Below are 24345 nucleotides of genomic sequence, written 5' to 3'. Positions count from 1 at the left end.
GTACATCCTTATAAGTAACGCAATATGACAAAAAGATATTCATCATTGTATTGATAGGTATTTATGATGAAAGGTAATTCAAGGAGGAATTATATTATGAGAGTAGGATTAATTGGTTTAGGTAAAATGGGATTAAATTTAGGGAAGAATTTAATGGATCATAAACATGAAGTAGCAGCATTTGATTTAAATACGAGTGCAGTGGAAGAAATGAAAGAGTACGGTGCTACAGGTACATCTAGTTTAAGCGAACTTGTTCAATCATTGGAATCACCAAGAATTCTTTGGGTAATGGTTCCGCACGCTGTCGTTGATTCTGTTATTAATGAGATTACACTGCTGTTATCAAAAGGAGATATTTTAATTGAAGCTGGTAATTCACATTATAAAGAGTCTATTCGCCGATATGAGCAATTAAAGAAAGACGGAATTCACTTTATGGATGCAGGAACTTCGGGCGGAATGGAAGGCGCTCGTAATGGTGCTTGTTACATGATCGGAGGAGATCAAGAAGCTTGGGATATCGTTGAACCTATTTTCCGTGATACAGCTGTAGAAAATGGATTCTTATATGCTGGAAAAGCTGGTAGTGGTCACTTTTTAAAAATGATTCACAACGGAATTGAATACGGAATGATGGCCGCTATTGGTGAAGGATTTGAGGTTTTAGAGAAAAGTGAATTTGACTACGATTATGAAAAAGTATCAAGAGTATGGAACAACGGTTCAGTTATTCGCTCATGGTTAATGGAGTTGACTGAAAATGCATTTTCTAAAGATGCGAAACTGGATGAAATTAAGGGAGTTATGCATTCTTCTGGTGAAGGGAAATGGACAGTAGAAACAGCATTAGATCTTCAAACTGCAACTCCTGTTATCGCAATGTCTTTATTAATGCGCTACCGTTCATTAGACAATGATACATTCACAGGAAAAGTTGTAGCAGCACTGCGCAATGAGTTTGGTGGACATGCAGTCGAAAAGAAATAATATAACTCGTTAACGTTTAAAAAATGGAGGGAATAAAACATGAAGTTTTTTATTGATACTGCAAATCTTGAGGACATAAAAAAGGCATATAAACTAGGTGTTTTAGCTGGCGTTACAACGAATCCGTCTTTAGTAGCGAAAGAAGGCATTAAGTTTGAAGACCGTATTGCAGAAATTTGTCAGGCAGTACCTAACGTTGAATCTGTTTCGGCAGAGGTAACGCCAGATGCTGTTACAGCCGAAGAGATGATCGCTCAAGCAGAAGAACTGATTAAAATTAACGGTGGCGATGAAAAAGTTACGATAAAACTTCCGATGACGCTAGCAGGATTAGAAGCTTGTCGTTACCTTGCTGAAAAAGGTGTGAAAACGAACGTTACACTTATTTTCACTGTGAACCAGGCTCTTTTAGCTGCTCGAGCAGGTGCAACGTACGTTTCTCCATTTTTAGGCCGTTTAGATGATATTTCTGAAGATGGCGTATTATTAGTTGCTAAAATTGCGGAATTATTCGATGTTCATCTATTAGATACACAAATTATTGCGGCTTCTGTTAGACACCCAGATCATGTGACGCGTGTAGCGATGGCAGGTGCTCACATTGCAACAATTCCTTATAAAGTAATTGAACAACTTGCTATGCATCCATTAACAGATCAAGGTATTGAAAAGTTTGCTGCGGATTGGGCGAAAGCGCCTAAGTTATAAGGAAGTAAAGTTTTCACAAATTGCTATTTCATGAGAGGACCAATCTCTATGTAACTTCATCCTGTAAAATAAATCCCGAGTTTGGTACCTTATTACATGAAAGCAGCAATATGAAAAGACACCATGCAGTTTCAAAACAGCACAATGGTTATAAAAAGGCCCCATTATGAGAGTGAAGTTTATGAAAACGTAGCTCTCATAATGGAGTGTCTTTTTTGTTATCGGAATAATTTGAAAGGGGTTACATAGTGGGTTCGAAATATATGATTGGTGTAGATATTGGAACAACTAGTACAAAAGCAGTTTTGTTTTCGGTTGATGGATCTGTTATTGCAAGTCATGGAATTGAATATCCTTTATATTCTCCTACGCCAGAAACAGCAGAACAAGATCCAGAAGAGATTTTTCAAGCGGTCATACATACGATTAAAGAAACTATACAATCAAGTAATGTGCAGCCAGGTGATATTCTTTGTGTTTCTTTTAGTTCGGCCATGCATAGTGTCATTACTGTAGACGAAGCAGGGAAGCCGTTAACGAGATGTATCACTTGGGCAGATAATAGAAGCGCGAGCTGGGCAGAAAAAATAAAGAATGATATGAATGGGCATGAAATTTACCTTCGTACTGGAACACCAATCCATCCTATGTCACCACTTTCGAAATTAGTTTGGCTTAAGAATGAACATGTAGAGTTATTTGCAAAGAGCTATAAATTCATCTCTATTAAAGAGTATGTTTTCTATAAGTTATTTCAGAAATATGTAATTGATTATTCTATTGCATCAGCAACAGGAATGTTCAATTTGAAATCTTTAAAATGGGATGAAGAGGCCTTGCGTGTTGCAGGAATTACAGTGGAAAAGCTATCTACCGTTGTTCCAACGACGCACAGTTTAATCGGAATAAATGAAGAACTTGCAAGGGAGATGAATGTACTTGTTACTACTCCTTTTATAGTCGGCGCGAGTGATGGGGTACTATCGAATTTAGGTGTAAATGCAATAGAACCTGGAGTAGTTGCTATTACAATTGGTACGAGCGGTGCAGTGCGAGTTGTAACAAATCAGCCTGTAACAGATCCGAAGGGGAGGACTTTTTGTTACGCGTTAACTGAGGACCTTTGGGTAATTGGTGGACCGGTTAATAATGGTGGTATGATTTTTAGGTGGGTTCGCGACCAATTATGTACGTTAGAAGTTGAGCATGGGAAGCGCTTAGGAAAAGATCCATATGAAGTGCTTACGGAAATAGCAGCAAAAGTGAATCCTGGTTCTGACGGTTTATTATTTCATCCATATTTAGCAGGAGAAAGAGCGCCTTTATGGAATGCGAATGCGCGGGGATCTTTCTTTGGGCTTGGACTACATCATAAGAAAGAGCACCTTATCCGTGCTGTTTTAGAAGGAATCATTTATAACTTGTATACAGTTCTTCTTTCGTTAAAAGAATTAATTGGCGAACCGAAAAAAATTCAAGCGACAGGTGGTTTTGCAAGGTCAGAACTTTGGAGACAGATGATGGCGGATATTTTTCATCAAGACGTATATGTTCCGGAAAGTTTCGAAAGCTCTTGCCTAGGAGCGGCAATCCTCGGTTTATATAGTTTAGGTGAAGTAGATTCATTACACGTAGTTTCTGAAATGGTAGGTGCCAACTTTTATCACGAGCCAAACATGGAAAGTGTGGAGAAATATAAAGAATTAACACCGATCTATATTCGTTTGGCCCGTCATCTGGAAGAAGAATATGAAAGTATAGCAGCTTTTCAGAAAAAGTGGGTTTAAAGGCTATTTAGAAGGAAAATGTGGTAACGTATAAAGAGGTACTCCGATTTTTTAGGATACTCTTTCAACATAAAATATTTTAAGTAGTATGGTGAACGAAAAATATAGGGAGAGAGGGTTATGAAAATGAAGGATAACAAAGAGTTTATTGGATATGTTGGAACGTACACGAAAGAAAATAGTGAAGGGATATATAAGTTTACGTTAGACACGGCAGCGCAAAAAATTAGTAATGTAACACTTGCGGCTAAGCTGGATAACCCTACATATGTAACGATCAGCAAAAATACTGAATATCTCTATTCTGTTGTTAAAGAAGGAGAAGCTGGTGGTGTAGCTGCTTATTCGATTCATAGTCATACTGGAGAGCTAATAGAACAAAACAGACAAGTAGTAGAAGGCGCTTCTCCTTGTCATATTAGTGTGGATAGTGGAAATCGTACGGTAGTTACAGCGAATTACCATAAAGGAACGATTGAGTCTTTTGTAGTAAATGAGGAAAATGGAACTGTAAATGCTGCTTCATCTATTATTACACATGAAGGTTCAGGTCCGAATAAAGAAAGACAAGAAAAACCACATGCACATTACGCGGGATATACTCCTGATGAAAAATATGTGGTAGGTGTTGATTTAGGGATTGATAAAATACTTACGTATGAAATAAAAGATAGTAAGTTAAAAGAAGTGAATAGCTTGTCTGTGAACCCGGGAAGTGGTCCGAGACATATTACTTTTCATCCGAACGGAAAGCACGCTTATGTGATGACTGAACTTAGCTCGGAAGTTATTGCATTATCATATAATCCGGAAGAGGGATCCTTTACAGAGTTGCAGTATATTTCTACTGTTCCGAAAGAATTTGATGACAATAGTCAAGGAAGTGCGATTCATATTTCTTCTGACGGCCGTTTTGTATATGCAGCGAACCGCGGTCATAATAGTATTGCTGTTTTTAGTGTGGATCAAAATTCAGGTGAGCTTACATTTGTTGCGCATACATCTACAGAAGGAAATTGGCCGAGGGACTTTGTAATAGATCCGACTGAAAAGTTTCTTATTGCTACAAATGAAAAGTCACATAATCTTGTGCTATTTTCAAGAAATGAAACGACAGGGAAGTTAACACTGCTGCAATCTGATGTTGTTGTACCAGAGCCTGTTTGTGTGAAGTTTTTGAATGTTTAATTGGAGTTTCAATGCATAAAGTAGTGTCGTTATTTGTCGGTAAGTCGATATTCTTTGTCGAAACGTCGATATATTTAAAAAATCGTTGATATATTTGAAGTTGTGTTCGATATATTTGAAAAATCGTTGATATAATTTCAAATCCTCAAAAACAATAAAAAGCAAAGCGATATCGCTTTGCTTTTTATTGTTTCTTTTTCGGTCTACGTACTAATTCGCCGCCGCAGTTTGGGCAAACGTTTTGTCTTTCTTCTGTACAGGGTGCACAAAATGTACATTCATACACGCAAATGTAAGCTTCGGAATTTGATTCGAGAGATTGATCGCAAATTTGACAGTTTGTTTTCATTTCGAGTGCCATAGTAAGTCTCCTTTTAATTTGAATATTTGTAATTTAATTATAATTCATTTAATAGAAACTGTCTTTTTCAATTGAAAGGAAATTGGATGATAAAGTTATGAATTGAAATGAAAGGTGCTCTTTTATATTAAAATTGATTATTTTATGCAGTTAGAATATTATGGAATAGTCAAAAGACAACAGGGGGTATATATTTTGACTAATCATAACGATCATTTAAAAGCAGATTGCGAAAAATGCTTCGGTCTATGTTGCGTGGCGTTACCATTCGCAGCATCGATAGATTTTGCGGTGAATAAAGATGGCGGGAAACCATGTTCTAACTTACAATCAGATTATAAATGTAGCATACATAAAAATCTTAGAGGAAAAGGTTATAAAGGTTGTACAGTGTTTGAGTGTTTCGGTGCTGGGCAGAAGATTTCGCAAGTTACGTTTAAAGGGATTGATTGGCGGAAAGATGCTAAGCATGCGAGAAAAATGTACGATGCTTTTCCAGTTATGCATCAGCTTCATGAAATGCTTTGGTATTTGAATGAGGCGATTCTTTTACAGGCGACACAATCGATTCATAAAGAACTAAGTAAAGCGATTGAAGAGACGGAGCGCCTTTCAAATTTAAATGCGGACGAGTTAATGAAAGTAAATATTCCGTTACACCGTGCGGAAGTAAATGTGTTACTTTTAGAAACGAGTGAGCTAGTTTGGAAGGAAATGAATGCAACGCGTAAGAAACGAGTGAGTCATCGCGGAGCAGATCTTATGGGAGCAAATTTGAAGAAGAAAGATTTGCAAGGAGCGAATTTAAGAGGAGCATACTTAATTGCGGCTAACTTAAATGGAGCAAATTTACGTGGAGCAGATCTCATCGGAGCGGATTTGCGAGATGCAGATATTCGCGGGGCCGATTTTACAAATAGTATTTTTCTGACGCAAGTTCAAATTAACGCGGCGAAAGGGGACACACATACGAAATTACCGAAAATGTTGTCCCGTCCATCGCATTGGAGTGCGTAAATAATGTGGAGTGAAATAGTTTGGATATGTTTCAGTATTTAGAAGAAATGCAAGAAGATATATTTTCGTTATCAGTAGAGAGAATAGAATTGAAGTATTTTGAAATTTGTAGCATGTTAGCATCTGCAAAATATGCAGAAAGAATTAAAGCAATTGATTTAGAGTTATATAAGGAAAGTATTCGATTAGGTTTGGATGCAGCTGTAGAAATGGCTACTAATGAAGAAGCAAAAGCAATTTATTTTGAGTATGATCTTGATAACGAGTGGAATAGCCAGTTTTATATTTGTGAGGAGTATGCTCCACTTGAAGAAGAGGATGATGATTGGGCTTCTGAATGGACATATGATGTTGAGGGACCGAAGTCTATACAATTAGCAGATGTGTATGTTGAAAATGGTTTTGATACAAATGAAAAGGCAATTGGGATCACTTTATATTTAATTGCCAGAACGGTATGTAATTTTATAAGTGCATGTAGTAATGTACAAAGTAATATACCAGTTTGTATTGGTTTTCATGATCAAGACCCAATTATACGAACAGGCAGAGATTAAAAATCTCTGCCTGTTTTTTCATTTCTTTTCAAAAGTAGTAATGAAAACACTACATACAATAAGAATACCACCAATAAAAAAGTTACTATTTAATGTCTCATTTAAGAGCAGCCAACCAAGCAATGATCCGACGATAGGTTGGAAGAAGAAAAATAATGATCCGATGCTTGCGTCCATTAATTCCAATCCTTTATTCCAAAGGAAAAAGGCACCTGCTGTTGAGACGACTCCTAAGTAAACTACGCCTAATATTACGTACGTATTTACTGTTTCGATAGAGGCTGATTGTAGTTCCCATATCATAAAAGGTGTAATAAAAAAGAGTGAAAAGAATATGGCATACGTTGTAATAACTAAAGATGAAAATTGAGCGGAAGCAATTTTCACATAAATGGATAGTAAAGCCCACGTAATAGCTGCTCCAACTAATATGATTGTACCGATAAAATAGGAGCCAATTTCAATATCCCATCCAATGACAATAATGACACCGATTGTCGCGATGATAGTAGATAGCAGTCTGCGAGCGGTTAGTTTCTCTTTTAAAATAATCGCCGCAAATATAACCATAAATGCAGGTGTAGCAGATGTTACTAACGAGCCTGTATGAGCGTCAGATAATTTTGTTCCGATAAATTGACATGTAATCGAAATGAAATATCCGATAAATCCAATCCAAGCGAATAATAGCCAATCTTTTTTGCGAATGGTTACTTTCTTCTTTTGCTTTTTCTCAGCTATTTTCAAAATTGCATATAAAACAACAAAAGCAATGATAAAGCGTAGCCAAACGAGTGTCAGTGGTGGGATAAAGTCGAGTACGTATTTACTAACAACATACATACCGCCCCATATACTAGCTGCTAGTGATAAACATATAGCGCCTAAAATTGTTTGTTTCATGTAAAGTACCTCCGTCTATTTTTAGGGTATTATGAGTTCCCTAAGACGAGGCATAGTGTACGTGTTATAGGAATGCCCGCCCTAGTTTATAGACGGCCTACAGGTTGATCGTTTTCGAATGAAGTGTTGTAGTACATGAGTGCATTCCTCCTTCATATTTTATAATGATATTATAACTTAATTTTCAGTTTATTGGGATGTTTCTTTAGAAAATGAAAATGGTGGTTGTCTAAGAAAGCATAGTATATGGTAGAAAAACATATTTTTAAAATAAAAGAAACCAATTACATAACTGATAAGTATAGTAACAGTAGGATGAAAAAGTAGATTAATAGAGAACGAGGAGGAGATTGTTATAACTACAACCGTTATTTCTCATTTTTATAACGAAGAGTATTTATTACCGTGGTGGCTTGCTCATCATACGAAACTGTTTGATCATGGCATTTTAATTAATAAAGGTTCAACAGATCGTTCGGTTGAAATTTGTAAAAAATTCGCACCACACTGGGAAGTGCGAGATGCTGCAAATCCGGAATTTGATGCACTAGCGACAGATCATGAAGTGATGATGGTAGAACAAGAAGTAAAGGGATGGAAAATGATTTTAAATACGACTGAGTTTCTTTGTGTACAAGATAAAAATCAGTTTTGGAAATCACTGAATGAATTGGGAGGGAGGATGTATTGGCTGGAAGGGCTTATTATGGTCGATGATCTTAACTATAATTATCCGGACCTTAACTTTGGGATACCTTTAATGAAACAGCGATTTCACGGCTATTTACCAGAAGATTGGGCGTTATGGAGAAGAGGTAGATTTATTCATAATCATGAACACGGAAGTTATACGGTTGGAAGACATTTATCTGCACATGAATCTATGATTTATCCGCCACTTGCTTGTATATTATGGTTTGGATTTAGTCCGTGGAATGATGCGATGAGAAAGCGGAAATTACAAATTGGTCCGACGCTTTCTGAAGCTAGTAAGCATGGGGGAATGGGAACGCATCATATTATAACACCTGAAAAATTAGAAGAATGGTATAAGGATTTAGCGAGAGGAGCGAAGGATTTACGTTTTAGTGAGGCGTATCGTTATGCTTTTTTATAAATGATTCCCACCATAAAATTGTTTCTTCGATTCCTGTATTTAGATTGTATGTTGGCTTCCAGTTTACTTCATTTTTTAAACGCTCTACATTAACGCCGACGAATAAAGGTTCATCTTTAGAGAAAGGGATCGCACCTAGTTTAATTAAATGTTCTTTTCCTATCTTTTTAGCAATGATAGAAGCTAATTCTTTAATTTGTACAGATTGACCAGAAGCGATATTGATTGTGCCTGTAACGCCATGTTCTAATACAGTTACGAGAGCATCAGCGACGTCACCCACATGGAGGAAATCTCTTGATTGTTTTCCATGTGTACATAGTGCTTCCTCGTTTTTTAATAAGGAAGTGATAATGTTAGAAACGAGCCGATTCCCTTGTTCGTGAGGGCCGTACATATGGAAAATGCGGCCCCAACACATGCTGAGGCCTGTTTGCTCAGCGTATGATTGTAGCCAGGAATGTAGTGCGTTTTTACATAATGAATACGGGGTTTTATAGGAAAGAAGCGGTGAATCTTCAAATAGTACGCCGTTAAACCATTCATACTCTGCGCCAGTACCTGCAACAACGACTCGCTCTCCGCCGCATGTTGTGAAGTGTTGAATTAATGAGATGCTAGATGTAAGCCAATAGTAATTATGAATAGACACATAACACGCTGGCGGCACTGCTTCCCAAGCTAAATGAATGAGATGACTAGGTTTCATGTCGTAAATGAGTTTTTTTACTTCTTCATCGCAAAGTAAGTTTACTTTATGCCAATGGCAAGAAAGGTGAGAAGGTTTATTTGTATTGTAAGTGGCGTGCACTTCATAGCCCTTTTGTATAAGAGAATTTACAACATATTTACCAATCCATCCACTACCGCCTGTTATAAGGATTTTTTTCATGGCTCAATTACCTTAACTTCTGGTATCGTTACTAAAAATTTGCCGCCCCATTCACGAATAAAAGAGCATTCTTTCATAATTTCATCTTTCAAATTCCAAGGAAGTATGAGAATGTAATCTGGTTTTGTACGTTTAATTTCTTCTGGAGATTGTATTGGAATGCGGGTACCTGGTAGAAGGAGATTTTGTTTGTGAGGGTTTTTATCTACTGTATAAGCTAGAAATTCTTTTCCAATCCCGCAATAATTTAAAAGGGTGTTTCCTTTAGCAGGAGCACCATAACCTATAATTTGTTTGTTTAAAGCTTTTGCTTCGATAAAAAATTTTAAAATATTTATTTTCAATTGTTCGATGTGTTTAGAGAAAAGGAGATAGCAATCTAATGTATCTAGTCCGTGATCTACTTCTTTTTGGATTAAGTTTGTAACATTGGAATGGATAGTGGATGAGTCATTATGATGGTTTATAAAAATACGCAATGACCCACCGTGCGTTGAAAGTTCTTCTACATCAACAATTTGTAAATGATGGTGAGCTAAAACCTTTTGAAGACTTATAAGTGAGAAATAGGAGAAATGCTCATGGTAGATAGTATCAAACTGTTTACATGATATGAGATTTAATAAGTGCGGGAATTCAATTGTTATCGTGCCATCTTGTTTTAATAACGTTTTTAAACCGGCGACAAAATCGTGTAAGTTCGGAACGTGTGCTAATACGTTATTTGCGACGATTAAATCTGCTTGCGGTAACTTTTTTGCTAAATCATTGCTGAAAAAATTTACTTCAGTAGGAATACCTTTTTGGATAGCGATTTCTGCTACATTTTTTGCTGGCTCAATTCCTAGCGTCTGGATATTTTCTTTTTGAAAGTATTGTAATAAGTATCCATCGTTACTCGCGATTTCAATTACTTTCGAATGGTTTGTTAAATTAAAACGCTTAATCGCCATTTCTACATATTGCTTAGCGTGTAGTAGCCAACTTGATGAGTAAGAACTGAAGTATAAATAGTCATGAAAAATATTGTGCGGAGATTCAAATTCATCTAATTGTACAAGCAAACAAGAGTTACAAACAAATGTGTGCAGCGGATAAAATGGCTCCATTTTATATGAGTTTTCAGGAGCGACAAATGAGTTGGCGAGGGGGGAAACTCCTAAATCTAAAAAAGTATTTGTTAGTAATGAGTGGCAAAAACGGCATTTTTTCTGTTCCATTTTATAGCCCCCTTATAAATTTTTGAATGCATCGATTTGTTGTCGTGTGAAAGATTCCATATTTTCACCAGATGCATATTTTTTGTACCAATCAACAGTCCAAGCGATAGAATGGTCTGTTGATAACTTAGGTGTCCAACCGAGTTTATTTACTGCTTTTGTACTGTCGAGTGTTAAAATAGGTGATTCATAAGGAGTGTCTGTATGAGGAGTAAGGATTGTTAGTGGTTGATTCCATAATTTCATTATAGATTGAATGACATCATGAACGGTTCTGTTAGGTTCATTCATCGGACCGAAATTCCACGCTTCTGCATATTCGGCGTCTTGCCCAAGTTTTTCGGCTAGAAGGGTATAGCCATGTAAAGGGTCTAATACGTGTTGCCACGGGCGAATAGCGTGTTTGTTTCTAATATTTAATGTAGCGTCTTGTAAATATGCACGAATGACATCTGGGAATAATCGGTCTTCTGCCCAATCACCACCGCCGATGACGTTACCCGCTCTTACTGAGGCAAGTTTTTGCGTATGAGTGCGGAAAAATGATTTTTGATAGGAAGTTGCAACTAGTTCAGCACACGCTTTACTAGCGCTATAAGGGTCGAAACCTCCTAGCCGGTCACTTTCCACGAATGCCTGGTTACCGCTCCCGTCATTTTCATAGCATTTATCACTTGTAACATTAATGATACTCCGTATACTTTCTATATGTTTTGCTGCTTCTAATACGTGAACAGTACCTAAAACATTCGTTTTAAATGTTTCGATAGGATTTTTGTATGAAATGGTGACAATTGGCTGGGCTGCTAAATGAAATAGTATGTCCGGGTTATGTTGCTGTAGGGCACGGAATAAAGAATCGTAATCTGTAATGTCGCCATTAATTGATGTGCACTCTTTTGCTACGTTACCTTGTTCAAAAAGGTTAGGAGTTGATGGAGGATGAGAAGAGTAGCCGATTACTTCTGCACCTAATGAAGTTAAAAAAAGGGTGAGCCATGAGCCTTTAAAGCCGATATGTCCTGTAATAAATACTTTTTTCTTATTCCAAAAAGATGATGAAGCCATATTACCAAACCTTCCACGGAGCGTTATTATTTTCCCATAGCTCGACTAATTTATTTTTATCGCGCAATGTATCCATCGGATGCCAAAAACCAGTATGCTGAAATGCGGCTAATTCGTTTTTGTTTACTAGCTGAACTAAAGTGTCTGTTTCAAAAACTGACTTCTCTCCACTGATGTAATTGAAAACATCAGGATTTAAAATGAAAAATCCACCGTTAACCCATCCACCATCACCTAAAGGTTTCTCTTGAAAAGATGTGACAGACTGTTTATCTAAGACGAGAGAACCGAATCTCCCAGCAGGTTGTACGGCTGTAACAGTAGCTATTTTTCCGTGTTTTTTATGAAATGCAATAAGATCTTGTATATTTACATTGCTTAATCCATCACCATAAGTAAGGCAAAAAGGTTCATCCCCGACGTAATTTTGTATTTTTTTAACCCGTCCACCCGTTTCAGTATTTAGACCGGTATCGATCAGTGTAACTTTCCACGGTTCAATACGATGAGAATGGCTAGTAATTGTATTGTCGCTTAAATGGATTGTGAAATCTGACATGTGTAAGTTGTAATTTAGAAAGAATTCTTTAATTGCATATCCTTTATAGCCTAAGCAAATAATAAACTCAGTAATGCCGTAATGACTATACAAGCTCATAATGTGCCATAGAATAGGCTTTGTTCCAATTTCAATCATAGGTTTTGGTTTTAAATGTGTTTCTTCTCCAATCCGAGTTCCGTATCCACCTGCAAGAATAACAGCTTTCATTTTTTCCTCCTACTTATAAAAAGAATTTGATATCGATGTTGTTATGATATGTACTTAAAATTAGAAAGGAACGGGAAATATCATGGTTACATTCTGTTCGTTTTAGTTTATTGAATTTCGGTATTTTATTATATAGTTAATTTAATAGAATAGATCGTATAAGGTGAGACGATACATTTTGTATAAATTGTGAAAAAGAAACCGTCACGTTTGACTGTACAGTTTATGTATTGTATGATGGTAGTAATATAAATAAGGGGGGAAGATCGTTGGGAAGGTGTATCGAATCGGACAGTTGGCTCTCATGGCTCACGTGTCGAAACGAACGATTGATTATTATACGAATCTAGGAATCTTAAAAGCGGAGCGATCTCAATCTAATTATCGCTATTACGATGAAACAGCATTTGAGACATTACAATTTATTGAGAAGTGCAAAGAAATGCATATGCCGCTTTGTGAGATTAAAGAGAAAATCGAGGAGAAGAAGAAGCTGCTCGGTATCAATGAACACGTTTCGAAACAAGTGAATGAAGTGACAGACCATATTCATCGATTAGAAGCAGAGTTAACGGAGTTAAAGCCGCTTTTAGATGGATTGACTGATTCACAACGTGAAAAAATATCGAAATCTTTATCTGGTCAAACGACAGCTTTAATACAGACACTTGCTCTATTATTATAGAAAAAAGTGAAATCCGACCTCTTTAATTTTTGTATCGGGCTATGTTTTCTAATGAACAAATAAGAAAACATTATAGTATACAGGAGGTGGACACCTTAGTTTTTTAAACTAGGGGGATTCATTGGAAATATTTAATTTAGTCATGGTTGCGATTTTAATCGCATTTACTGGATTTTTCGTAGCAGCAGAGTTTGCGATTGTAAAGGTACGTTCAAGTCGTATCGATCAGCTTGTTGCGGAAGGAAAACGCGGTGCTTTAGCAGCGAAAAAAGTAACAACAAATTTAGATGAATATTTATCTGCTTGTCAATTAGGTATTACAGTTACAGCTATGGGATTAGGTTGGTTAGGTGAACCGACAATTGAAAAGTTACTACACCCGTTATTTGAGAAATGGAACTTAAATCCTTCTGTTTCATCAGTATTAACATTTGGTCTTGCTTTTATGTTAATGACGTATTTACACGTTGTAGTAGGGGAATTAGCTCCGAAAACGATGGCAATTCAAAAGGCTGAAAAAGTAACGTTGTTATTGGCAACACCGTTAATGATGTTCTATAAGATCATGTATCCATTTATTTGGGTATTAAACGGTTCAGCTCGTGTTGTAACTGGCTTGTTCGGTTTAAAACCAGCTTCAGAACATGAAGTAGCTCATACAGAAGAAGAATTACGTCTTATCCTTTCAGAGAGTTATGAAAGTGGCGAAATTAATCAGGCTGAATACAAGTATGTAAATAACATTTTTGAATTTGATAATCGTATTGCAAAAGAGATTATGGTACCGCGAACAGAAATCGTTGGTTTCTACCTGGAAGATTCAGTAGAAGAACACATGAAAGTAATCCAAAATGAGCGATACACACGTTATCCGATTTTTGGAGAAGATAAAGATGATATTATCGGTATGGTCAATGTAAAAGATTTCTTTATTCGATATATGACCGAAGATCAAAAAGATTTATCATCCATTCGCTCGTATATGCGTCCGATTATTGAAGTGATGGAAACGACTCCAATTCACGATTTATTACTTCAAATGCAGAAGAAGCGAATTCCGATGGCTGTTTTATATGATGAGTACGGAGGAACAGCAGGGATTGTAACGCTTGAAGACATCTTGGAGGAAATCGTCGGCGAAATTCGTGACGAATATGATGAAGATGAAGCACCACCAATTCAGCATGTGAATGAGCACCATAAAATCGTTGATGGAAAAGTGCTTATTTCAGAAGTAAAAGATTTGTTTGGATTACACATTGAAGAAGACGATGTGGATACAATCGGTGGCTGGATTATGATGCAAAATCATGAAATTGAAGAAGGACAACATGTTGAGGCGGAAGGTTATGCATTTAAAGTGTTAGAAAAAGACGCTTACCAAATTAAACGTGTTGAAATTCGTAAGATGGAACAAGAGCAAGAAGAAGAGAAAGCAGCAACTGTGTAAGTTGCTGCTTTTCTTCTAAAGTATAAAAAATGCGAAATTAGGAGCGGATATTTTGATTCAAGCAGCCTTACGTGTATATCGATTACAATTGTATGTGATCTTTAGTGGTTTACTACTTATGTGGACGATTACTCCGTTTGGAAAACAAGTAACAGGGTTTGGTATCGGATTAGCTGTAAGTGCATATTGCCTTTGGTTATTAGCTCGCAGAGTAGAGAAACTCGGAAAAAGTATCGTAATGAAAGAAAAGGCTCCTGGATTAGGAATGTTAAACCGATTTGCAGCAGCCATTTTAGGGGCTATTATCATGTATGAAATTGAGCATGAAATGGAAATGTGGGCATTTGGTACAGGCATTTTAGGTGGTCACTTTTTAATGATTGCGAATTTAGCTTATGCAAATATGCAGTTAGTGAAAGAAGAAGAGAAGCAAAGGGAACATGCTTCGAAAAACATAGAGCTATGATGAAAGGGACCTAATGGGGTTCCTTTTTGTGTTTAAGCACGTTAATGAAGGTAATCAAAATTACGACAAATATAATACGCTTCTTTTTTACGTTTTTCAATAGTATGAAAAATATTGTAAAAAAATTTAAAAACCCATCGATTTCTAAAGGTTATGTATGTTATTATGACAAAAGACTTTTTGAAAGAGGTGGATACCAATGTTACAAGCGTTACTTATTTTTGTGCTTCAAATTATTTACGTTCCAACTTTAACAATCCGTACGATTTTGCTTGTAAAGAATCAAACAAGATCCGCTGCTGGTGTTGGATTGTTAGAAGGAGCTATTTACATTGTCAGTTTAGGTATTGTGTTTCAAGATTTATCAAATTGGATGAACATCATTGCCTATGTCATTGGCTTTAGTGCGGGACTATTATTAGGCGGTTATATAGAGAATAAATTAGCAATTGGTTATATTACGTATCAAGTTAGTTTACTAGACCGTTGTAATGAATTAGTAGATGAATTACGTCACTCTGGATTTGGCGTTACCGTATTTGAGGGCGAAGGTATTAATTCAATCCGTTATCGTTTAGATATCGTTGCAAAGCGTTCTAGAGAAAAAGAACTGTTAGAAATTATTAATGAAATTGCACCGAAAGCGTTTATGTCTTCTTATGAAATTCGTTCATTTAAAGGCGGATATTTAACGAAGGCGATGAAGAAAAGAGCGTTAATGAAAAAGAAAGATGAACATGCATCGTAAAGAAAAGGAAGTCGTGCTGCATTAAAAGTGCAGTATAAGCCTATATGTAAAAGAGAGGAACCTAATTGATGTAGATTCCTCTCTTTTTTATGAAAAAAATGTATCTGTTAATTGAAAAACTAAATCGTATAATTATTTTTTTTACTCATCCTCAAATTAATAATTAGCCATATAACTTGAATAAATACCGGTATAATAAACGCGATTAATATAACGATAAGTGATATTGATTTAATTTCAGGTGTTTGGATAACACCAGCACCATCAACCTCTCGTAACCAAATAATAGCGGCCCATATTCCAAAAACGATAATCCAAAATATGTTACCGATCCACCAAGAAATCCATCGTTTCTTCATGTTAACACTCCTTACATTTTTTCTCTGTTAAAAGTATATTTTTGTTCGTTACATTTATAATGAAATACCTATTAAATTAATTCTTTTTAACTGTATATCTAACTTGTTTAAACGTTAACATTTCGCCATCTTTATCATCATCTTCATTCTGTAAAAGTTGAACTCGTGGTTTGTAGTCTGTTCTATGAGCATCCTTGATACCTGTAATATCAAGCTTGTAGGATTCACCATTCTTTATTTTTTGTTCGAATACTTTTGTATTGGCAACATAAATAAAAGTTACTTTATTTTCATCAATGCCTTCAGTTTTAATTTCTAATTCGTTATCTTTTGTTGTAATCGTTGGTGTTAATAATTCAATACTTCCGTTTCCGGTTTCTAAAGAATGTTCTACTATAGTTGAATATCCGGATAATATGATTACAGTGAATAGAAATATAGCTAATTTCTGTTTCATAAAGTCCCCCCAATTTCAATTGGTTTTTGATTTTGGCATTGCTAGACTTGTAGTGTTTTATGTAAATGTTTAGCTAGCACTTTTTTTAATTGTACCATAATATGTAAAGTGAAACAGGTATATATCCAATTTGTGGATAATAGGAAGCTTACTTATGAACTGAGAATCAGTATTTTTACAGTAAGTATATATTTTCTTTAGAAAGCGGTGTTGCTAAAGGCATTATGAATTGGATATCTGAATATAGGATGAAATATAGATAGGAGAAATAACTTATTTTTTATAGAAATTACAATTTTTACATATTAAAATAAGGATATAGAATAAATGAATTCATTCACTTTGGAGGTAGTTATTTGAACATTAACGAAAAGGCAATTGAAATGTTTGAACAAAATAAATATGTGGAAGCAATGGAACTGTTTCAACAAGCAGTACATGAATCTAGAGGTGTACAATCTCTCAATAATCTTGCTTGGATGTACTTTTATGAGGAAGAAAATGACGATAAAGCTCTGGAATTAATAAAAGAAGTTGTGAAGCTGAATCCTTCCTCATACTTTCCTTATAACATATTAGGGGACATTTACATAAAACAAAAAAAGTGGGCAGAAGCAAAAGAAGCATTACAAAAATCTATTTTGATTCAACCATCGGATGAAGCATTTCACAATGTAGCTGTAGCACATTATAACCTTGGAGAGTTTGAAAAAGCTTCAGAATTTTTCTTGCGAGTTGCAGGGGATTCGGACTATATCATGTATATCTATGTAAAATGTTTAATCGATTTAGGACGAACGACAGAAGCGAAAGAGAAGTTAGATGCTTTTAACAGGAAATCTGATGATTTTGTAGGAGAAATTAATGTAGCAGATTTATACGTTGAGTTGAAGTGCTATAAAGAAGCCATTCAATGCTTCGAAAAGGGATACAAAGAAGTTTGGAAAAGCCCCGATTGGATTGGTAGATTTGTTTATGCTCTATATAAAGCTAATAATTTCACGCGTATAAATGAAGTGATACGGGAATCTATCGAAGCGAAAACAGCAGAAATAGAAGATGTTAAAAATGAAGAAGTAGAAGAAAACTGGACAGAAGAAGATAAGAAAGAGTTAATTGAGGAATATACAGAAGAAAATAATTGTTATAAAGCAATGATAGCACGTATCAAATCTGGATATGTTCCAGAGTTAGAATTTGAAACTTATCATTTAGGCGGTTGCTATTTATTTGGTTGTAAAAGACATAATCATCTTGAATATGGAGAGTGAAAAGATTCGACTGTCAAATATGATGGTCGAATCTTTTTATTATAGGTCACTTGTCTAAAGGTACCATCTCGACTGAAATTTGTTAAAGGTGTTTCGTATCATTACATAGGTATATATCTTCTTTAGGAAATCCTTTTTTTATATTTAAAATATGTAGTGAAATAAAACCAATAAGTCCTATTCCACCGAAAATAAGCCATGGTGTATATATCCCGCTTAAATTGGATGTAAAAGATGTACCAGTATAATTACCGATGATAAAACCAAATGCGAGTGATAGTTGATAGAATCCAAAGTAAGTAGCTGTATAGGATTCGTTACTGTAATTTGCAATAGCAATATCAGCGTTAGGTAATACGAGCGTTTCACCGATAGTAAATACAATTACACAAATAAATAGCCAATACGGGTGTTGAAATAAAGGAATTAGTAAAAAGGAAATACTCATTAATAAAACACCGTATTTAATAATAGAAAGTGTGTTGTATTTATGAAATAGTTTTCGGAATAACACCATAAATATGACGCCTGTTATTGCATTTATCGTAATAACGAGTGTAGCAAGCTGATTGCTATTACTAATGTTTTTCATATGAAGTGGAAGTGCGACAGTAAGTTGAGTAAACATAATATAGAAGAAAATCATGATAAATGAAAACAGAAGGAAAGACTTGTTTTGCAAGATAGCCAGTAGCCCTAATGTAATAGACGTGTTTTCAGTAGTGACTTGGAAGTGATTTTTAAGTAAGTAAAAGATAAAAGCGAATAACAGCATAAGTAGTCCTGTTAGAGAGAAGGCATAGATTGGATCAAGTAAGAGTAAGAACCCTCCCGCAATTGGTCCAATTATTGCACCGCAATTAAAACTAAGGTTTAAATATGTAAATAAATTTTTTCTTAAATGAGCTGGTTGTGAGCCGAATATGGCGCGCGCAGCAGGTTCATAAAATGCAGTGCCGAAGCCGATAAGTGCCGAAGAAATAGAAATTGTATAGAAATCAGAGCATATTCCTAAAGCGATAAATCCGATGCCTCTTAAAAATAATCCGGCTATCATCATAATGATATAGCCTATTTTGTCAGCAATTAATCCTGAGAATAAAGGGATAACTCGTGATGTGATTGTCATAACCGTCAATACTGTTCCTACTTGAACAGCTGAAAAATGAAGAAAGGTTAATAGATAAATAGCTAAAAATGCGTATACCGCAAAATACCCAAAAGACATAAAAAATGACGAAATAAGCATGAAACGTATCGGTATTGAGAAACTTTTCATAGAACTCCTCCTAATAATGTAACCAGTAAAATGATTTGATGGTTAACTATTTTATATTATAATTATACATAAAGTCAGAAAAAAGTAAATTTTAAGAAGAAGGTGGATGGAATTGAATCAAAATGCACCAAATGAATTAGAATATATTCGGGAATTTTTAAATACATGGAAAATACCAAACGATACGAGAGAGCCAATGGACTTGCTACAAACAGAAGAGGATATAATAAACTTTATGAAAGAACATTTTCATGAAGAGGTTCTATTTCATACGATAGAGGAATTAAAAAGTTTTCGAGAAGATATTCGGGTGGCAATTGAAGGCGGAGAATCATTGCAAAAGTGGTTAGAGAAATATCCATTTCATGTACATGTAATGGAAGATATGAAAGGTATTACGTATAAACCAATACACGAAGAAAATATATATACAAAAGTATTAAGCATTGTTTTAATGGCAGTTCAAGAAAATTTGTGGGGGAGGTTAAAAGCATGTCCAGATTGCTGCTGGGTATTTTATGACAATTCGCGAAATGGAAGTAAAAGATGGTGCGGTATGTATGCTGGAGAAGAAGGAGGAAGAGCGTGCGGTACGATTGCGAAAGTGAAAAATTACCGGGCGAAGAGAAAAGGAAGATCAGGTTATAATGTGTAATTTATAGTAGGGGAAGAAAATGGGATGGGAGAATGTAGAATATGAAAGGGACACAAATGTTAGCGTTAAATAAAAAGTGCTGGGATACAGTGGCACCATATTTCTTTCAAGTAGATTGTTTACCGAAATACGGCCCGTATACAGCGTCTGAAGATGAGATTCATTTGTTCGATTCAATTAGAAATAAAAAGGTTCTTGATATTGGATGTGGAAGTGGGCATTCGTTGCAATATATGGCAGAACATGGGGCGGAAGAGTTATGGGGTCTTGATCTTTCGAGTGAACAAATTAAAACAGCGAATGAAACGTTAAAGAGTTGGAAGCCAAAGTTAGTATGCGGAGCAATGGAAGAGGAATCGAATATTCCGAAAGGATATTTTGATATTGTGTACTCCATTTATGCATTAGGTTGGACTTCAGATTTAGGGAAGACGTTAGAGCTGATTTATTCATATGTAAAGCCAGGAGGAAGTTTTATTTTTAGCTGGGAGCACCCAGTATATTCAAATTTACAGTATGGTACAGAAGAAGTTGTTTTTAAGTCTTCTTATCATAAGGAGACTCCTATTACGTTTGAAACATTTAAAGGAGAAAATGTACAAGCGACATTATATAAGAGAAAAATAAGTACATACATAAATGAGTTAAATAGAGCGGGGTTTACAATTGAGAGAATGGAAGAATCTGAACCATCTAGCGCGTTTGATGAAGAATTAGCTGCGCCGTCTACGAAATATTATTCGTTATATAAAGCTAGAATGGTGCCGACTACCTTTATTATTAAGGCGAGAAAGTAAAGTGTTTTTACATAAAGAAGCCTATCGTTTCAAACACATGAAATGATAGGCTTCTTTATTTTTAAAAAAATGAGGTCAGGTGTGTACTTTTCTTATAAAAATGCATTTCATATAAAAGGTGTAATTATTTTTAGGAAGGGGGATTGTTGTGCGTCGTCATAGAAAGTGCAAAAAATTTGGAGTGGCACTGCCTCTTCCACTTATAGGAGCAACTGGTCCAACTGGTAATAGTGGTCCAATCGGTCCAACTGGAGGGCATGAAGGTCCTGTTGGGCCTCCGGGAATTACTGGTCCTACAGGAGCAACTGGTCCACAAGGTCCTCAAGGTATCGAGGGAATACAAGGTCCACGAGGGACAACAGGTGCTCAAGGAATACAAGGTGCCATTGGTGATACCGGAGAGCAAGGAATTACTGGTTCGATTGGCTTACAAGGTCTTCAAGGATTAATTGGAGAGCAAGGTCCAGTTGGTGATATTGGATTACAAGGAGTAGAAGGTCTACAAGGAATTACAGGCCCTGCTGGTAGTCAAGGTCTACAAGGTCCCCCGGGGATAGAAGGGGAAATTGGAGAACAAGGGCAAACGGGCGCACAAGGAATGCAGGGAGAAATAGGTGTAACCGGGATATCAGGTGTAACGGGCCCACAAGGTCTTCAAGGAGCGCAAGGAATACAAGGAGAGGACGGAACGACAGGTCTACAAGGAGAAGAAGGTCCACAAGGCATACAAGGAATTACTGGAGAGCAAGGACACCAAGGTGATCAAGGAATACAAGGTGTAATTGGCCCAACTGGTTCTACTGGAATACAAGGACCTCAAGGGATAAGCGGAATAAAGGGGATAACAGGTGTAATAGGTCCTCAAGGCCCACAAGGTGGTCAAGGAATACAAGGGATAAATGGATCCACAGGTTTTCAAGGAGCAAAAGGAGCACGTGGTATAACAGGAGCAACTGGAAGTGTTGGTATGCAAGGACCAGAAGGCCCTCCGGGTGCTCCGACGGGAACAACCGGTCCAATTGGTCCATCTAGTGGAGTAACTGGTCCATCTGGCCCACCCGGTCCACCTGGGGGTCCAACAGGTCCAACAGGTGAAACCGGTGCACATGGTGTAACAGGCGGAACTGGTGCAATCGGAGTACAAGGGTTACAAGGTATAACTGGTCCCACTGGCCCTCAAGGTGTAAGGGGAGCACAAGGTTCTCAAGGGGTAATTGGTGTAGCTGGAATGCAAGGTGCACAAGGTTCTCAAGGTAACCAAGGAGTAACAGGAGCAACAGGTGCAGAAGGTCCCCAAGGAACTCAAGGTCCACAGGGAGAAATTGGTCCAACAGGTGCAGAAGGTCCTAAAGGTGTGCAAGGAATACAAGGGATAACGGGTCAGGCAGGAGCACAAGGAATACAAGGGTTACAAGGGATAATCGGTCCCACAGGCACAATAGGAGCGGCAGGAGCCCAAGGTCCACAAGGAATACGAGGGGAAACAGGAGCAGCTGGAGCACAAGGGATACAAGGGCCCCAAGGAATACAAGGAGAAACAGGAGCAGCTGGATTGCAAGGGATACAAGGACCTCAAGGAATACAAGGGGTAATTGGATTAACTGGTGCGCAAGGTGCACAAGGTCTTCAAGGAGTCCAAGGAATAATCGGTCCAACTGGTGTGATTGGTTTGCAAGGACCTCAAGGAACACAAGGTATAGTAGGCCCAACAGGAGCGCAAGGTTCTCAAGGTATGCAAGGGATACAAGGAATAACAGGTCCGACAGGTGCACAAGGAATTAGAGGGCCTCAAGGGAATCTAGGAGAAAACGGGATAACGGGATCACAAGGAGTGCAAGGTGCGCAAGGTAATCAGGGACCTGAAGGACCACAAGGAAATGTTGGGATTACGGGGGAAACTGGAGAAACAGGAGCGACAGGAGAAACAGGGGTGACCGGTGCACAAGGTATACAAGGTGCTCAAGGGATTATGGGAATACAAGGAAATACAGGAGTGACAGGACCTACCGGTGCAACAGGAGTAACCGGAATACAAGGTGTGCAAGGTATTCAAGGAATACAAGGTCCAACTGGAGTAAGGGGAATAACAGGGGTTAACGGTAGTATAGGTCCAGCTGGAGCGCAAGGTAGTCAAGGGCCGATTGGAGCTGTAGGACCTACTGGAGTAACTGGTAGTCAAGGGCCTATAGGTTTTTTAGGAATTGTAGGTGCAACAGGAGCGACTGGCTTACCTAGCGGTGGCGGTTATTTCTTTTCTACCTCAACAAGCGCAATTGCAGCGAATGCATTAGTACCAATTAATTCCGGATCTACAGTTTTTGGTTCTGATGTGAGTTTAACAAATGCAACAACTGTAACGTTAAGTACGCCGGGAATATATTTAGTAAGCTATTATTTTCAAGGTGATCCAAATGGGGGGAATGAAACGATTTCCGTGAGGCTTACGTTAAATGGAACGCAAGTCGCAGGAAGTTTTATTTTTTATGTTACAGGAGGGACTTTTGTATTAGAACCAGCGATTTCTAATACGATGGTCATTAATGTTGCTTCTTCAAATGCTACTTTATCTTTACAAAATGGCCCATTAGCTATTGGGCATGTAACGACATTATCTGGCGTGATAACAGCTAGTTTAAATATATTAAAAATAGTTTGATACGTTATAACGGGGGGAGATGCTTGTGAAGGATCAAGATAAGTGTAGTAAGTTTCAAGCACCTATTCCTTTTCTGCCTTCAGGTATCACAGGACCAACAGGACCAACGGGTCCTACAGGTTCTTTAGGTGGACCGACTGGCCCGCAAGGAATACAAGGCGTACAAGGGCCAATTGGTCCAACGGGTCCGACAGGAATTCAAGGAGTGCAAGGGGTGCAGGGAGAGATTGGTCCGATTGGTCCAACTGGTTTAACAGGACCACGGGGTCCTCAAGGTAGTCAAGGGCCGATGGGGGAACAAGGTCCACAGGGAATACAAGGAGTCCAAGGTATACAAGGTGAAATTGGTCCGACTGGCCCAACCGGAATACAAGGTATACAAGGAATACCAGGGCCAATGGGAGAAACAGGTTCAACCGGAATACAAGGTATACAAGGTATGCAAGGTGAAATTGGGCAGGCGGGTCCAACCGGAATACAAGGTATACAAGGAGTGCAAGGTGAAATTGGTCCGACTGGTCCAACGGGAAATACGGGTATACAAGGTGTTCAAGGGAATTTAGGAGGTAGTGGATTACAAGGTGTAACAGGTATACAAGGTATTCAAGGTCCGATGGGGCCGACCGGTCCAACAGGTTTACAAGGAATACAAGGAGAACAAGGGCTGATGGGACCAACAGGTGCAACTGGTGTTCAAGGTTTACAAGGTCCACAAGGTGATATGGGCCTAACCGGCCCAACTGGTTCTCAGGGGATACAAGGAGTGCAAGGTGTAATAGGACCAACAGGTGCGACTGGCTTGCAAGGTGATCCAGGTCCAACAGGATCGACAGGTCAGGCGGGAGTAACTGGTCCAACAGGATCTGCAACGGGTCCAACCGGAGCAACAGGTCCAACCGGTCCGCCAGGAGGTCCGACCGGTCCAACGGGTCCAGCCGGATCGCC

Annotated in this window: 25 protein-coding genes; 16 read left to right on the top strand and 9 right to left on the bottom strand. The window is 37.5% G+C overall.

Going from position 1 to position 24345, the window contains the following annotated elements:
• The first annotated feature begins 96 nt into the window (after positions 1–96).
• The 4 genes from gnd (at position 97) to BAQ44_RS03390 (ending at position 4673) form a co-directional block, all read left to right on the top strand.
• Positions 97–990: a phosphogluconate dehydrogenase (NAD(+)-dependent, decarboxylating) gene (gnd, locus tag BAQ44_RS03405; protein ID WP_071720726.1), complete on the top strand. Its 894-nt coding sequence runs from the start codon at positions 97–99 to the stop codon at positions 988–990.
• Positions 991–1029: 39 nt separating this feature from the next.
• Positions 1030–1698, top strand: coding sequence for a fructose-6-phosphate aldolase (gene fsa / locus BAQ44_RS03400; RefSeq protein WP_061678961.1), 669 nt, complete (start codon positions 1030–1032; stop codon positions 1696–1698).
• A gap of 245 nt (positions 1699–1943) precedes the next feature.
• Complete coding sequence (gntK, locus tag BAQ44_RS03395; RefSeq protein ID WP_071720724.1) at positions 1944–3485, top strand: gluconokinase; 1542 nt, start codon at positions 1944–1946, stop codon at positions 3483–3485.
• 126 nt (positions 3486–3611) lie between these two features.
• On the top strand, positions 3612–4673 hold the full coding sequence (locus BAQ44_RS03390) for a lactonase family protein (protein ID WP_071720735.1): 1062 nt from the start codon (positions 3612–3614) through the stop codon (positions 4671–4673).
• A 184-nt stretch (positions 4674–4857) separates the two neighbouring features.
• Here the strand turns inward: BAQ44_RS03390 and BAQ44_RS03385 are convergent, their stop codons facing one another.
• Positions 4858–5034: a DUF1272 domain-containing protein gene (locus BAQ44_RS03385; RefSeq protein WP_002146550.1), complete on the bottom strand. Its 177-nt coding sequence runs from the start codon at positions 5032–5034 to the stop codon at positions 4858–4860.
• A 195-nt stretch (positions 5035–5229) separates the two neighbouring features.
• On the opposite strand from BAQ44_RS03385, the gene BAQ44_RS03380 reads away from it, so the two are divergent.
• Positions 5230–6051: a pentapeptide repeat-containing protein gene (locus BAQ44_RS03380; protein ID WP_071720721.1), complete on the top strand. Its 822-nt coding sequence runs from the start codon at positions 5230–5232 to the stop codon at positions 6049–6051.
• 20 nt (positions 6052–6071) lie between these two features.
• The gene (locus BAQ44_RS03375) at positions 6072–6608 is read left to right on the top strand and encodes a hypothetical protein (protein WP_071720719.1); all 537 of its coding nucleotides are present in this window, start codon (positions 6072–6074) and stop codon (positions 6606–6608) included.
• Positions 6609–6626: 18 nt separating this feature from the next.
• Here BAQ44_RS03375 and BAQ44_RS03370 read toward each other — a convergent pair whose 3' ends face one another.
• Positions 6627–7511 carry a DMT family transporter gene (locus BAQ44_RS03370; protein WP_071720717.1) on the bottom strand — a complete coding sequence of 295 codons (885 nt, stop codon included), beginning with the start codon at positions 7509–7511 and terminating at the stop codon, positions 6627–6629.
• A gap of 331 nt (positions 7512–7842) precedes the next feature.
• On the opposite strand from BAQ44_RS03370, the gene BAQ44_RS03365 reads away from it, so the two are divergent.
• Positions 7843–8628: a glycosyltransferase family 2 protein gene (locus tag BAQ44_RS03365; protein WP_071720715.1), complete on the top strand. Its 786-nt coding sequence runs from the start codon at positions 7843–7845 to the stop codon at positions 8626–8628.
• On the opposite strand, the gene BAQ44_RS03360 is transcribed toward BAQ44_RS03365, so the two are convergent.
• The 4 genes from BAQ44_RS03360 to rfbF are packed head-to-tail and all read right to left on the bottom strand — an operon-like array spanning position 8597 to position 12577.
• Positions 8597–9520: an NAD-dependent epimerase/dehydratase family protein gene (locus BAQ44_RS03360; protein WP_063261534.1), complete on the bottom strand. Its 924-nt coding sequence runs from the start codon at positions 9518–9520 to the stop codon at positions 8597–8599. The two genes, BAQ44_RS03365 and BAQ44_RS03360, sit on opposite strands and share 32 nt — an antisense overlap.
• Complete coding sequence (locus tag BAQ44_RS03355) at positions 9517–10740, bottom strand: class I SAM-dependent methyltransferase (protein ID WP_071720714.1); 1224 nt, start codon at positions 10738–10740, stop codon at positions 9517–9519. Before BAQ44_RS03355 ends, BAQ44_RS03360 begins: the two co-directional genes overlap by 4 nt.
• Positions 10741–10752: 12 nt before the next feature.
• The gene (rfbG, locus tag BAQ44_RS03350) at positions 10753–11808 is read right to left on the bottom strand and encodes a CDP-glucose 4,6-dehydratase (RefSeq protein WP_071720712.1); all 1056 of its coding nucleotides are present in this window, start codon (positions 11806–11808) and stop codon (positions 10753–10755) included.
• A gap of 1 nt (position 11809) precedes the next feature.
• Positions 11810–12577 carry a glucose-1-phosphate cytidylyltransferase gene (gene rfbF, locus BAQ44_RS03345; protein ID WP_071720710.1) on the bottom strand — a complete coding sequence of 256 codons (768 nt, stop codon included), beginning with the start codon at positions 12575–12577 and terminating at the stop codon, positions 11810–11812.
• 277 nt (positions 12578–12854) lie between these two features.
• Here rfbF and BAQ44_RS03340 point away from each other — a divergent pair, with 277 nt between their 5' ends.
• From BAQ44_RS03340 to BAQ44_RS03325, 4 genes are all read left to right on the top strand, one after another.
• Positions 12855–13262: a MerR family transcriptional regulator gene (locus tag BAQ44_RS03340; RefSeq protein ID WP_000285637.1), complete on the top strand. Its 408-nt coding sequence runs from the start codon at positions 12855–12857 to the stop codon at positions 13260–13262.
• Between the two features lie 121 nt (positions 13263–13383).
• Complete coding sequence (locus BAQ44_RS03335; RefSeq protein ID WP_071720708.1) at positions 13384–14712, top strand: hemolysin family protein; 1329 nt, start codon at positions 13384–13386, stop codon at positions 14710–14712.
• 52 nt (positions 14713–14764) lie between these two features.
• Positions 14765–15178 carry an ATP synthase subunit I gene (locus BAQ44_RS03330; RefSeq protein ID WP_063261529.1) on the top strand — a complete coding sequence of 138 codons (414 nt, stop codon included), beginning with the start codon at positions 14765–14767 and terminating at the stop codon, positions 15176–15178.
• Between the two features lie 199 nt (positions 15179–15377).
• Positions 15378–15926: a DUF2179 domain-containing protein gene (locus BAQ44_RS03325; protein WP_000938445.1), complete on the top strand. Its 549-nt coding sequence runs from the start codon at positions 15378–15380 to the stop codon at positions 15924–15926.
• A 119-nt stretch (positions 15927–16045) separates the two neighbouring features.
• Here the strand turns inward: BAQ44_RS03325 and BAQ44_RS03320 are convergent, their stop codons facing one another.
• Together BAQ44_RS03320 and BAQ44_RS03315 are read right to left on the bottom strand one after the other, a co-directional pair.
• The gene (locus tag BAQ44_RS03320; RefSeq protein ID WP_071720706.1) at positions 16046–16285 is read right to left on the bottom strand and encodes a DUF3923 family protein; all 240 of its coding nucleotides are present in this window, start codon (positions 16283–16285) and stop codon (positions 16046–16048) included.
• Between the two features lie 76 nt (positions 16286–16361).
• Positions 16362–16742: a hypothetical protein gene (locus BAQ44_RS03315; RefSeq protein WP_071720703.1), complete on the bottom strand. Its 381-nt coding sequence runs from the start codon at positions 16740–16742 to the stop codon at positions 16362–16364.
• 356 nt (positions 16743–17098) lie between these two features.
• Between BAQ44_RS03315 and BAQ44_RS03310 the strand changes: the two genes are divergently transcribed.
• Positions 17099–18013 carry a tetratricopeptide repeat protein gene (locus tag BAQ44_RS03310; RefSeq protein ID WP_071720701.1) on the top strand — a complete coding sequence of 305 codons (915 nt, stop codon included), beginning with the start codon at positions 17099–17101 and terminating at the stop codon, positions 18011–18013.
• 82 nt (positions 18014–18095) lie between these two features.
• On the opposite strand, the gene BAQ44_RS03305 is transcribed toward BAQ44_RS03310, so the two are convergent.
• Positions 18096–19292: an MDR family MFS transporter gene (locus BAQ44_RS03305; RefSeq protein WP_071720699.1), complete on the bottom strand. Its 1197-nt coding sequence runs from the start codon at positions 19290–19292 to the stop codon at positions 18096–18098.
• 112 nt (positions 19293–19404) lie between these two features.
• Here BAQ44_RS03305 and BAQ44_RS03300 point away from each other — a divergent pair, with 112 nt between their 5' ends.
• From BAQ44_RS03300 to BAQ44_RS03285, 4 genes are all read left to right on the top strand, one after another.
• Entirely contained in the window at positions 19405–19947 is a 543-nt protein-coding gene (locus BAQ44_RS03300; protein ID WP_071720696.1) for a CGNR zinc finger domain-containing protein, read from the top strand.
• Between the two features lie 41 nt (positions 19948–19988).
• Positions 19989–20744, top strand: a complete 756-nt coding sequence (locus tag BAQ44_RS03295) for a class I SAM-dependent methyltransferase (RefSeq protein ID WP_071720694.1) — start codon at positions 19989–19991, stop codon at positions 20742–20744.
• 148 nt (positions 20745–20892) lie between these two features.
• Positions 20893–23400, top strand: coding sequence for a collagen-like protein (locus tag BAQ44_RS03290; protein ID WP_071720692.1), 2508 nt, complete (start codon positions 20893–20895; stop codon positions 23398–23400).
• Between the two features lie 19 nt (positions 23401–23419).
• On the top strand, positions 23420–24345 hold a 926-nt coding region (locus BAQ44_RS03285; protein WP_131801843.1), incomplete at its 3' end, for a collagen-like domain-containing protein.

This window comes from Bacillus mobilis (assembly GCF_001884045.1).
GTDB lineage: Bacteria > Bacillota > Bacilli > Bacillales > Bacillaceae_G > Bacillus_A > Bacillus_A mobilis.
This window is presented reverse-complemented; position numbering and strand designations above follow the sequence as displayed.